Source organism: Streptomyces diastatochromogenes (assembly GCF_002242805.1).
GTDB lineage: Bacteria > Actinomycetota > Actinomycetes > Streptomycetales > Streptomycetaceae > Streptomyces > Streptomyces diastatochromogenes.
In genome coordinates this window covers 132,726-145,614 of the sequence record NZ_MCGQ01000010.1, presented here as the reverse complement: position 1 = coordinate 145,614, position 12,889 = coordinate 132,726, and the positions used below count along the sequence as shown (strand labels likewise).

Genomic DNA, 12,889 nt, shown 5'->3' with positions numbered 1-12,889 from the left:
CAGCACTACACCATGTACGAGTTGTCCTGCACCCAGTGGAAGCCACGGTCGACGAGCGGGAACGTGGCGAGATTCATTCGGTGCAGTCGTACCCGCAGCCGCTGTCCGTCGACTTCGCCGTCCAGGGTCAGCAGATCGTCCGCGGGGCGCTGCAGTGTGAAATGGGCGTTCCACTTCGGATCGGCCATCTTGAGCAGGGTCATCGAATGGCTTTCCGTGTCGACCGACGCGACATAGCCGCCGTCGAGGGAATCGTCCATGCGCTGGATGGTCACGGCGTCGGCGGAGTCGAAAACGACGCGCCGCCATCGCTTTTCGTCGGTCGTCAGCGGTGCGTGCTGCTTGCCGTCGACCGAGAATTCGTCCACGTTCCAGATGCCGTACAGTTCGGGCTTTTCCCGTCCGCCGCCGTACGTCTTCCAGACCGTCCAGTCGTTGCGCAGCTGTGCGCGGAGCAGCCACAGACCCGCGGCGACCTGCGCGGCGGTGGCGATCCGGTTCGCCCCGGGCGTGCGGAACAGTTCCTGTCGGAGCGACGGCGCGACCGTCTCGTTCGACAGGAAGGCCTGGGCGAGGCGCGCCGACTCCGGTGCCAGCAACACCAGGCTCAGCAGAAGCAGATGGAACGAATGGATCTTCACCGGGACGTCGAAGGTCATGTTCAGGATGAACACCTGGGTCAGTTCCATCGCGCACAGCAGCGCACCCAGGGTCGCCGTCCTCGGCAGGATCAGCAGCAGTCCGCCGGTGATTTCCGCGCAGCCCAAAAGGACTTGGTACGGTTTCGAGGATCCCGCCTGCGACCACAGCACACTCATCGGGCTGAAATTGCCGAACGGCTCGACGAGTTTGGTCAGCGGTACTTGAAACTGCAGCGGAATTGCCTTGGCGGCACCGTAGGAGAACATCTGCCCCGCGAGACAGAACCGGACGACCAGCCGGAACCACGAGTCCAGCGTCTCGTAGTTCGTCCGGCGCCGGTCCAGCAGGGACCAGATCGGGGTGGCCGCGGCGGCGCCCGCCAGCTGACAGAACTGTCCCACCCAGGCGTTCAGGTCGTCGCCGCCGTCGAAGCGCTCGCCCAGTTCCTTGTCGAATACGTGAGCGGCCACCCACTTCCGCACCGGACGCATCGACCAGAGTTTCGCCCAGGCGTCGGCCGCCTCCTGTTGGTGGCCCAGTCCGCCACCCCGCAGCGTCAGAAAGATCTGGGGCGTCGTCAGGCAGTAGGAACCGGCGTAGACGAAGGCGAATCGGAAGGCGCCCCGGGCGGCCCCGCTCCACCGCGGCGCGTTCGGCGAAGTGCCGGTCCGCAGGGTCATGCGTCTGGTCGCCCGGTTGGACTGTGCCGGGGCCAGGAGCCGTAGCAGTCTGCCTGCGCGTGCCTTCATGATGCATCACCTTCACACGGGCCGGATGCGCGGTTCGGACGTTCCCCGGTCGGTGGATCCCGGGTCAGGCGCGGCGGAAACGGCCGAGCCAGGCGGGCAGGTCGAGGGGTTCCGACGCGGACGGGAGGATCCCGTACAGGGTGGTGTCGGTGACGGACTCGACGGTCCAGCCGTCGGTGAAGCCCTTGCGCAGGTCGTCGGCGGTCCGCTTCGGGCCGGGCGGCTCCGACGCCGGTATCCCCTCGATCACTTCGGCGAGCCGCGCCTGCATCTTCGCGGCCCCGACATCGCTGACCTCCAGTACATGCACCAGCGCGCCCGGGCGGCAGACGCGGTGCAGCGCCGCCGCGTAGCTCCGTAGCCTGTCGGCGTCGAAGGTGTGCGCGAGGCCGCAGTCGATCACGGTGTCGAAACGTCGGTCGTAGCCCGCGAGTTCGAGGGCGTTGGCGACGGCGAAGGTGGCGTCGAGTCCGCGCTCCTCGGCCTTGTGCCGCGCGAGGGAAACCGCCTCCGACGACAGGTCGAGCCCCGTCACCGCATAGCCCTTGCTCGCCAGGTGGAGCACGTCCTCGCCGGTGCCGCAGCCCGCGTCGAGCACCGCACCGCTGATGAGTCCCGCTTCCTCGAGTGCGACGAAGGCCGGCTGCGGCGCACCGATGTCCCAGGGCGGACGTTTACCGAACGGGCTCTCACCGCGGTAGACGGCGTCGAAGACATGGGTCAGCGCGTCCATTCCGTCGGGCTGGGAAGCAGGTTCAGTCATGCGGCCATGATTGCGCCGCCCCCGGTTCCGCTTTCGGTCTCTTGCCGACTTCTGTCATCCGGTCGCCGGCCGCGGACGTACCGGACAGCCGTGGCGATCGCCGGGTTGATCAGGCCTTTCCCGCCTGGCCGCGGGTCGTACGTCCGGGTCTGGTCGGCTATCTGGCCGACATCTTTCACGTCGGTTGATCGGCCTCAGAGGGGCGACGACGATCAGGCACAGCGACTGGCCGCTGCTCTGGATACCACATGTACAGGGGGGACTCTGGATGGGTTGCACAGGCGTTACGGCCGTACAGGAGGCCATGTGGCTCCAACAGGAGCTGGCCCCCGACCGGCCGAACAACGTGGTGACCCTGTGGGACGTCGACGGTGACCTGGACATCCCCCTGCTCACCGAGGCGCTGCGTACGGCCGTGTCCGAGGCCGGGGCGCTGACGGTGAACTTCCGGCGGGGCGAGGGCGGTCTGCGGATGGTCGCCCGCGATCCGGAGAGGCCCGAGCCGTTCCACTTGGACGTCGGCGACGCGGACGACCCCGGCGACGCGGCCCGAGCCGTGGTCGCCGAGCTGGTGAGCCGGCCGTTCGACCTGGGCGAGGACGCCCTCTTCCGGATCGGATCCATCCGGCTGGGCGCCACCCGCCACCTCGTGGTTCTCGTCTTCCACCACATCGTCACCGACGCGTTCGGCGTCGTCACGCTGCTGTCGCAGCGGGTCGCGGAGATCTACCGCGCGCTGCGCACGGGTTCCGCCGTACCGGAACTGCCCGCGAACGCGCGCGGAGACGCGCAGCAGAAAGACGCCGCGTACCGGGCCTCCGAACGGTTCGCCCAGGCCGAGGAGTTCTGGCGGGACTACCTCGCCGACGAGCCGACCGCGGCGCGGCTGCCTGCCGGAGTCCGCCCCGCCGCCGAGGGCCGGCCGGCCGGGCACTGGGACGGCCTCACCGAACCGCTCGGCATGACCACCCGGACCGCGAGGATCCCGGCCGCCGAACTCGCCGTCTGGCGGCGCACGGCCGACGCCGTGGGGACGAGCCTGCCGGACCTGCTCGCGGCGGCGGCCACGGCGTTCCTGCGGCACATGTGCGCCGTGCCCGAACCGCTGCACGAGTTCACCGTCAACCACCGCGTCGGTCCCCTGCGGCGGTCGCTCGGCCTGCTCTCGAACCGGCTGCCGATCCGGGCGGAGGTGCCGCCCGCGGCGACCCTCGTGGAGCTGGCCGAGGCGCTCGGCCGGGAGCGACGGCGCGTGCTGCGGCACGCGGGCCACGACGTGTCCCTGATCAAGCGGGCGACGGGGTACGCCGGGTCGGTGCGCAGCCCGTTCGGCGCCCTCGTCAACGTGATCCCCTTCGTCGAGGCGCTCGATCTCGCGGGCAGCGTGGCGCGGTTCGCCGGTGGCACGTTCGGTGTGATCGACGAGGTGATGATCTCGACCTACACCGACGGCGCGGCCGACAGCGACCAGTACGTCCGCTTCGACGCCCCGCGGTCGCACTACGGGGACCAGGACGTCGCCGGACTCGCCGACAGATTCGTGACGTTCCTCCGGGCCGCCCTGGCCGACCCCCGCGCCCGCGCCGGGGACGTCAGCGTGCTCAGTGCCGGGGAACGCCACGCGCTCCTCACCGAGTACGCCGGTCCTGCGGTCACCCCGGCGGGCGTGACGCTGACGGAGCTGCTGGAGCGGCAGGCCGGGGCCACCCCCGACGCCCTCGCGGTGACCTTCGAGGACACCTGCCTGACGTACCGGGAACTCGCCGAACGGTCCGGTCGGCTGGCCCGCCTGCTGATCGAGGGCGGCGCGGGGCCGGAACGGTTCGTCGCGGTCGCGATCCCCCGGTCGCTGGAGCTGGTCGTCGCGCTGGTCGCCGTACTCAGGGCGGGCGCCGCCTACGTCCCGGTCGACCCGGACTACCCCACCGCCCGCGTGAAGTTCATGCTCGCCGACGCCAGGCCGACGCTGCTGCTGACGGTCAAGGGCACGGCGGACCGGCTGCCCCGGACGGACATCCCCCTGATCACGGTCGACGAGGCCCCGCTCACCGACGGTCCCACCGCGCTCGCGCCGCACTCCGTCGAGCATCCGGCGTACATGATCTACACGTCGGGATCGACCGGCCGGCCCAAGGGCGCCGTTGTCACCCACGCCGCGATCGTCAACCGGCTGCTGTGGATGCAGGACCGCTACCGGCTGGACGGCTCCGACCGGGTGCTGCAGAAGACCTCGGCCTCCTTCGACGTGTCGGTCTGGGAGTTCTTCTGGCCGCTGATCACCGGCGCCGCCCTTGTCGTGGCACGGCCGGACGGGCACCGCGACCCGGCCTACCTCGCCGAGGTGATCCGGCGCGCCGGGGTCACGACGCTGCACTTCGTTCCGTCGATGCTCGCCGAGTTCGTCAACGACGAGGCGGCGGGCGCCTGCACCGGCCTGCGCCGCGTCATCTGCAGCGGCGAAGCACTGCCGGCCGAACTCGCCGCACGGTTCCACGAGGTACTGGGTGTGCCCCTGCACAACCTGTACGGGCCGACCGAGGCGGCGGTGGACGTCACCGCCTGGCAGTACCGGCCCGGGGCGAGCACCGTACCGATCGGCTCGCCGATCTGGAACACCGCGCTGTACGTGCTCGACAGCCGGCTCGGACTGGTCCCGCCCGGCGTGTACGGCGACCTGTACATCGCGGGCGCCGGCCTGGCCAGGGGCTACCACGACCGCCCGGCCCTCACCGCGGAGCGCTTCGTCGCCTGCCCGTTCGGCCCGCCCGGGCGGCGCATGTACCGGACGGGCGACCTGGCGCGCTGGAACGGGAACGGCGAGCTGGAGTTCGCCGGACGCGCCGACCACCAGGTGAAGATCCGTGGCTTCCGGGTCGAGCCCGCGGAGATCGAGGCCACGCTGGCCGCACACCCCGGCGTGGCCCGGGCCGCCGTCCTCGCCCGGCGCGGCCGCGGCGCCGACGGGGCCGCCCAGCTCGTCGCCTACATCGTGCCGACGACCTCCGGCAGCATCGGCAAGCCCGGCGCCGACTGGGACCTCCACGCCGGGCTGGACATCGCCGAGCTGCGGAGCTTCGTCGCGGCCCGGCTGCCCGCCCACCTGGTACCCGCCGCCTTCGTCGCGCTGGACCGGCTGCCGCTGACCGCGAACGGCAAGCTGGACCGGGCGTCGCTGCCCGAGCCGGAGTTCGCCGGCCAGGCTCACCGGCCCGCCCGCACCAGCGAGGAGCAGGTCCTGGCGGCCGCGTTCGCCGAGGTGCTCGGGCTGAGCCGGATCGGGGTGGACGACGACTTCTTCACGCTCGGCGGCGACAGCATCCGGGCCATCCAGGTCGTGGCCCGCGCCCGCGCGGCCGGCCTCGCGCTCAGCCCGCGCACCGTGTTCGAGTGCCGCACCGTCGCCGCGCTGGCCGCGGCCGCGACCCGGGACACCGCCCCGACGGCACTCCCCGAACTCGACGGCGGAGGCGTCGGCCTGCTGCCCCTGCCACCGATGGCCCGGCTCGTCGCCGACCGCGGCCCCGGCCTCGACCGGCTCGCCCAGTGGCTGCTGCTGGAGGTGCCGGCCGAGACGGACCACGACAACCTCACCGCGACGGTGCGCGCCGTCCTCGACCGGCACGACGTCCTGCGGTCCCAACTGGTCGACGACGGGCTGCTGGTGCACCCGCCCGGCTCCGTCGACGCGGCCCGGCTCATCACACGGGTCGCCTGCCCAGGAGACTGGGGCGGCGACGCCTGGCAGACGCTGCTGCGCACCGAGGCGGCCGCCGCGGCCCGCGACATCAAGGCCTCGGACGGCCGCATGCTCCGGCTGGTGTGGTTCGAGCCGGCCACCGGCGGCCCCGGACGGCTGCTGGTCGCGGCGCATCACCTGGTCGTCGACGGAATGTCCTGGCGGGTGCTGCTGCCCGACCTGGCCGAGGCATGGCGGCAGGCCCGGACCGGCGAGACACCGGCCCTGCCGCCGGTGGGGACGTCGCTACGACGGTGGCTGCGCGCGCTGGCCGACGAGGCGGTACGGCCCGAACGGGCGGCCGAGCTGCCGCTGTGGCGCGACCTGCTCGCCGCCCCCGTGGCCCCGGTCGGATCCCGGCCGTTCGACCCGAAGACCGACGTCACCGCGACGACGGAAACCGTGCGCATCCAGCTCCCGGCCGACCTCACCGACGCCGTGCTGACATCGGTGCCGGCGGCGTACCGCAGCGGCGTCGACGACGTGCTGCTCACCGCCCTCGTCCTGGCACTGGCCCGGCACCGGCGGGGCGTGAGGGACGACACCACGGTCGTACGACTGGAGGGGCACGGCCGGCAGGAGGAGCTGGCCCCGGGCGCGGACCTGTCCCGCACGGTCGGCTGGTTCACCACCGTCCACCCGGTCCGGTTCGACCTCTCCGGCATCGATGTCAACGACGCGATCTCCGGGGGAGCGGCCGCCGGAGACGCCCTCAAGCGCGTGAAGGAGCAGCGGCGCGCGCTGCCCGACCAGGGCATCGGCTACACGCTGCTGCGCCACCTCAACGACGAGACCGCGGCGGCGCTGCGCCCGTACCCGGCGGACGAGATCGGCTTCAACTTCCTGGGCCACTTCTCCTTCGACAGCCCGGAGCCGGCACACGACTCCGGCTGGACACCGGCGCCGGAATGCCCCGAACTCGTCGCGGTACCCGACCCCGACATGCCCGCGCTCAGCGCACTCGAACTCAACTCCCTGGTCACCGACACCAGGGACGGCGCGCGACTCACCGCCCTGTTCACCTTCGCGACCGGCGTACTGCCCGCCGCCGAGGTCCGCGACCTCGCCGACACCTGGTGCGCCGCCCTGCGCGGCCTGCACACCCTGGTGACGACGGGCGCGACCGGGCTGACCCCGTCCGATGTGGCGCCGGTGCACGTCGGCCAGGCCGAACTGGACACCTGGCAGCAGCGTTTCGGCCAGGTCAGCGACGTATGGCCGCTCACCCCGCTGCAGGACGGCCTGCTGTTCCACACGATGCTCGCGGACACGGCCTCCGAGGCCTACCTCACCCAGTTCGTGTTCCGGCTCAGCGGCCCGGTGGACGCGGTCCGCCTACGGGCCGCGGGCCAGGCCCTGCTCGACCGCCACCCGAACCTCAGGGCGGCGTTCCTGTCGAGCGCGACCGGTGAGTCCGTGCAGATCGTGGTGGACGACGTCCCCCTGCCCTGGCGGCATGTGGACCTCACCGGCACGCCCGAGGCCGAGGCGCGGCTGGAGGAGATCCTCGCCGAGGAACGGGACACCCGCTTCCGCCCCGACAGCCCGCCCCTGCTCCGGCTCACCCTCATCACGCTCGGACCGGAACGGGCCGAACTCGCGCTCACCGCCCATCACGTCCTGCTCGACGGCTGGTCGGTACCGCTCATCGAGCGGGAACTGATGGACCTGTACGCGACGGGCGGCCACGACACCGACCCGCCACGCCCCCACGGCTACCGGGACTTCCTGCGCTGGCTGTCACGGCAGGACACGGCACGCTCCGCACAGGCGTGGGCCGCCGAGCTGGCCGGCGTGGCGGAGCCGACCCTCCTGGCGCCCACGGCACGCCCGGCCGGCGGCGGCAGCGGGCAGGTCGACGCGGCGCTGTCCGGCGAGGACGCCACCCGGCTGGCTCGCCGAGCCGCCGAGTGGGGCGTCACCCCCAACACCCTGGTGCAGGGCGCCTGGGCCGTCGTACTCGCCGAGCTGACCGGCGGCGAGGACGTGCTGTTCGGCACCACCGTCGCCGGCCGGCCGTCCGAACTGCCCGGTGTGGACGCGATGATCGGCCTGTTCATCAACACGGTGCCGGTACGGGCGCGGTGCACCCCGGCCGACAGCCTCCCGCGGCTGCTGGGGCGGCTGCAGGACGCCCAGGCGAGACTGCTGGACCATCACCACCTCGGGCTCGCCGACGTCCAGCGGTCGACCGGGCTGAGCGCGCTGTTCGACACGCTCGTGGTCTTCGAGTCGTTCCCCGTCGACCGGGTCGGCCTCTCGGCGGCGGGCGCGCAGGCGGAGCTGGCGGTGACCGGCATCCGCCCGTACGCCCCACCGCACTACCCGCTGACCGTCATCGCGGCGGCCGATCCGCTGCTGCGCCTCTCCTTCCAGTACCAGCGCGACGCCTTCGAGCACGCCGAGGTGGAGGTGATCGCCGATCGGCTGGTGCGGGTGCTGCGGCAGTTCGCCGCCGAACCGGAGACCACCGTCGGCGCGATCGACGTGCTGTCCGACGTGGAGCGCGAGCTGGTGCTGCACGGCTGGAACGCCACCGCGGCCGCGCTGCCCGAGCGGACCGTCCCCGAGCTGATCGCCGAGCGGGCGACGGCGACGCCGGACGCGGTGGCGGTCGAGTGCGACGGACACCGGCTGACCTACCGGCAGTTGGACGAGCGCGCCAACCGGATGGCGCACTGGCTGATCGAGCAGGGCGTGGGACCGGAGTCCCGCGTGGTGGTGCTGCTGCCCCGCTCGCTCGACCTGGTCGCGGCGCTGCTGGCGGTGTGGAAGGCCGGCGGTGCCTATGTGCCGGTGGACCCGGAGTATCCGGCCGCGCGGGTGCGGTCCGTGGTCGAGGACAGCGCACCGGTGCTGGTGCTGGACCCCCAGCGGCTGGCCGAGGCCGACCTGTCCGCGTATCCCGCCGACGACCCGAAGACCGCGGTCGGCCGCCACCACACCGCCTACGTCATCTACACCTCCGGCTCCACCGGCAAGCCCAAGGGCGTGGTCATCGAGCACGGCTCCCTGAGCAACCTGCTCACCGGCATGCAGGACCGTTTCTCGCTGTCACCGGACGACCGGCTGCTGGCCGTGGCCACCGTCGCGTTCGACATCGCCGCGCTGGAACTGTTCCTGCCCCTGCTGTCCGGTGCCCGGGTGGTGCTGGCCGGCAAGGACACCCTCACCCAGCCCTCGGCGCTGCTCGACCTCGTTCAACGCGCGGGCATCACCCACATGCAGGCCACCCCCGCCCTCTGGCAGGTGCTGGTCACCCACGCCCCGGCCTGCCTGACCGGCCTGCGCGTGATCACCAGCGGCGAGGCCCTGCCGCTGCCCCTGGCCCACACCCTGTACGACCACGCGGCCGAGGTCACCAACCTCTACGGCCCCACCGAAGCCACCATCTACTCCACGGCCGCCCGCCTCGACCCCGGCACCGCCGGCATGCCCCCCTCCATCGGCGGCCCCGTCACCAACGCGCAGATCCTCATCCTCGACCGCACGCTCCACCCCGTGCCCCCCGGGGTGACCGGTGATCTCTGGATCGCCGGGCACGGCCTGGCCCGCGGCTACCACGACCAGCCGGGCATGACCGCGGAGCGCTTCGTGGCCAATCCGTTCGGACCGGCGGGTACGCGGATGTACCGCAGCGGGGATCTGGCCCGCTGGACCAGCACGGGTGAGGTCGAGTACCTCGGCCGCTCCGACCACCAGATCAAACTGCGCGGGTTCCGCATCGAACCCGCCGAGATCGAGCGCGCCCTGTCCGGCCATCCGGCCATCCGCCAGGCGACCGTCATCGCCCGCGAGGACAACCCGGACGACCGGCAACTGGTGGCGTACGTCGTACCCGAGCCGGGCGCCGCCGTACCGCCGGCGGAGCAGTTGCGCACGCTGGTCGGGGAGCGGCTGCCGCAGTACATGGTTCCCGCGGCGATCGTGATGCTGGCGGAGCTGCCGCTGACCCCGAACGGAAAACTGGACCGCCCGGCACTGCCGCGACCCGAGTTCGACGGGGACGAGTACCAGGCTCCGCGTACCCCGCGCGAGGCAGTGCTGTGCGGGCTGTTCGCCGAGGTGCTGGGCGTGGAGCGGGTCGGCGTCGACGACGACTTCTTCGCCCTGGGCGGCCATTCGCTGCTGGCCACCCGTCTGGTGGCGCGGGTGCGCGCCGAGCTGGGCGTGGAGATCCCGATCCGGATCCTGTTCACCGCCCCCACCGTCGCCGAGCTGACCGACCGCTGGAACGAGATGTCGGCCTCTTCCCGAAAGCCGCTGCGCAGGATGACCGAAAGGTAGAAGCACCATGATTCCCCTCTCTTACGCGCAGCGGCGGATGTGGTTCATCAACCGCTTCGAGGGTCCGTCCTCGACGTACAACATCCCGCTGCTCCTGCGGTTCCACGGAGCGCTCGACACGGCCGCGTTACGCGCCGCGTTCCAGGACGTGATGGTCCGCCACGAGGTCCTGCGGACAGTCTTCGACGACGTGGACGGACAGCCGTACCAGCGCATCCTCGACCCCGCCGAGATCGAGCTGCCCTGGCAGGACTGGGGTCGGGTGGCGCCCGACCGGGTGCCGGGTGTGGTGTCGTCGGTGGCCGGCAGCTGGTTCGACCTGTCCGTCGACGTACCCCTGCGGGGATCGGTCGCCCAGTGCGGTGAACAGGAATTCGTGCTGGTACTGGTGATTCACCACATCGCCGGTGACGGCGGATCGCTGGCGCCGCTGGCCCGGGACATCTCGGTGGCCTACCGGGCGCGCGTGGCCGGGAACCCTCCGGAATGGTCCGAACTGCCCGTGCAGTACGCGGACTACGCGCTGTGGCAGCAGGAACTGCTCGGGGACGAGTCCGATCCGGAGAGCGTCCTGTCGGTCCAGGCTGCCTACTGGCGCGAGGAGTTGGCGGGGGTCTCGCGGCCGCTGCCGCTGCCCCTGGACCGGCCCCGACCCGAAGTGGCGAGCTTCCTCGGCGACTCCGTGCAGATCGGGCTCCCGAGCGAGGTGCGGACGCGGGTCGAGGATCTGGCGCGGGCCCGTGGCGTGACGGTGTCGATGGTGTTCCAGGCCGCACTGGTGATGCTGCTCCACCGGCTGGGCGGCGACGAGGACATCACGGTCGGGGCCCCGATAGCGGGCCGCACGGACGAGGCCCTGAGCGATCTCATCGGGTTCTTCGTCAACACCTGGGCGCTGCGGGTCCGGGTGACCGCGGACCGGTCGTTCGACCGGGTGCTGGAACAGGTCCGGCAGAAGGCGCTCGCGGCCTACGACAACCAGGACGTGCCCTTCGAGCGGCTGGTGGAACTGCTGCGGCCGGAGCGGTCGACCGCGCACCATCCGCTGTTCCAGGTCGTGCTCGCGTGGCAGAACAACGCTCGGCCGGAGCTGGATCTGCCCGGTGTGGCGGTGTCGATGGAGCCCGTCCCGACGGGCTCGGCGAAGTTCGACCTGTTCTTCAACCTGGCGCCGGACGAGTCCGACGGTTCGGTGATGGGGGAGATCGAGTACGCCACCGACCTCTTCGACCGCTCGACGGTGGAGGGATTCGCGGCGGGGTTCGTGCGGGTGGTGGAGCAGGTGGTGGCCGACCCGCAGGCCACCGTCGGCGCGCTCGACATACCGGCCGACGCACAGCGGGAGCAGGGCACCGCGGCCGTACTGCCGTCGGTCGCGCTCGACGCGGATGAGCGCCACAAGATCCTCGTCGAGTGGAACGACACGGCCCGCGACTTCCCCTGCCCGGGCCCGGTTCACCTGCTCTTCGAGGAGCAGGCCCGGCTACGGCCGGACGCGATCGCGCTGCGCTGGGCCGGCGGGACCATGACCTACGGCGAGCTGAACCAGCGGGCGAACCGGATCGCCTGGGATCTCAAGGAACGCGGCGTCGGCCCACAGACCGTCGTCGGGGTCGGCATCCGCCGCGGCCCGGTCATGATCGCCGCCGTCTTCGGCGTGCTCAAGGCGGGCGGGGCCTACCTGCCCCTCGAACCGTCGCTGCCGGCCGAGCGCGTCGCCGACATGCTCGCCGACGCCGGGGCGATCACGGTCCTGTCCACCTCGGACACCGAACGGTGGGCGGTGCCGCAGGGCGTCGAGGTCATCGAGGTCGACGGGGCCGAGGCGGCGCAGGCGGCGCTTCCCGATCCGGAACCGGTCGCCGGACCCGACAACACCGCGTACATCATCTTCACCTCCGGCAGCACCGGAAAGCCCAAGGGCGTCGAGGTCACCCACCGCCCCGTGCACAACCTGCTCAACTGGTGTTACCGCACCTTCGACTTCGGCCCCGACGACGTGGCGCTGTGCGTCACCTCGCTCGGCTTCGACCTCTCCGTCTTCGACATCTTCGGCCTCCTGGGCTGCGGCGGCGGCCTCTACATCGCGGACGCCACCCAGCAACGCGACCCCCAACTCCTGCTCGACGTGCTGCTCACCGAGCCGATCACCTTCTGGGACTCGGTACCCACCACCCTCAACCAGGTGGCCTCCCTGCTCTCCGGGAACACCGGACACGAGGGAACCGACGACCTCCGCCTGGTGTTCCTTTCCGGTGACTACACGCCGTTGTCCTTGCCGGACGAGATCCGCAAGGTGTTCCGGAACGCGGAGATCATCAGCCTTGGTGGGGCCACTGAGGCGACGGTGTGGTCGAACTACTTCCGCGTGCGTGAGATCGATCCGGACTGGCGCAGCATTCCTTACGGCCGTCCCATCGACAACGCCCGCTATTACGTCCTCGACGAGGACATGGAGCCGTGTCCGGTCGGCGTCGAGGGCGATCTCTACATCGGTGGGGACTGCCTGTGCGTCGGCTACGTCAACCGGCCGGATCTGACGGCGGAGCGCTTCGTCCGCGATCCGTTCAGCGAGCGGGAGGGTGACCGGCTCTACCGGACCGGTGACCGGGCCAGTTTCTTCCCTGACGGCAACATCTGCTTCCTCGGCCGCGCCGACAACCAGGTCAAGCTGCGTGGATTCCGCGTGGAACCCGGCGAGATCGAGCACAC

At 71.6% G+C, this 12,889-nt stretch carries 4 protein-coding genes; 2 read left to right on the top strand and 2 right to left on the bottom strand.

Annotation, left to right across the window (positions count from 1 at the left end; all coding sequences use genetic code 11):
* Positions 1–5: 5 nt before the first annotated feature.
* Positions 6–1,322 carry a hypothetical protein gene (locus BEK98_RS11460; protein WP_094216349.1) on the bottom strand — a complete coding sequence of 439 codons (1,317 nt, stop codon included), beginning with the start codon at positions 1,320–1,322 and terminating at the stop codon, positions 6–8.
* A 133-nt stretch (positions 1,323–1,455) separates the two neighbouring features.
* A complete protein-coding gene (locus tag BEK98_RS11455) occupies positions 1,456–2,154 on the bottom strand; it encodes a class I SAM-dependent methyltransferase (protein WP_208643079.1) in 699 nt (232 codons plus the stop codon).
* A 268-nt stretch (positions 2,155–2,422) separates the two neighbouring features.
* Between BEK98_RS11455 and BEK98_RS11450 the strand changes: the two genes are divergently transcribed.
* Together BEK98_RS11450 and BEK98_RS11445 are read left to right on the top strand one after the other, a co-directional pair.
* Complete coding sequence (locus BEK98_RS11450) at positions 2,423–10,177, top strand: non-ribosomal peptide synthetase (protein ID WP_094216347.1); 7,755 nt, start codon at positions 2,423–2,425, stop codon at positions 10,175–10,177.
* Positions 10,178–10,184: 7 nt separating this feature from the next.
* Positions 10,185–12,889, top strand: a 2,705-nt coding sequence (locus BEK98_RS11445; protein ID WP_143684104.1) for a non-ribosomal peptide synthetase, incomplete at its 3' end; no start/stop codon positions are given.

Coding starts and splice junctions, on each gene's coding strand:
- BEK98_RS11460 (WP_094216349.1), bottom strand. CDS start 1,322: ATGACCCTGCGGACCGGCACTTCGCCGAACGCGCCGCGGTGGAGCGGG.
- BEK98_RS11455 (WP_208643079.1), bottom strand. CDS start 2,154: ATGACTGAACCTGCTTCCCAGCCCGACGGAATGGACGCGCTGACCCAT.
- BEK98_RS11450 (WP_094216347.1), top strand. CDS start 2,423: ATGGGTTGCACAGGCGTTACGGCCGTACAGGAGGCCATGTGGCTCCAA.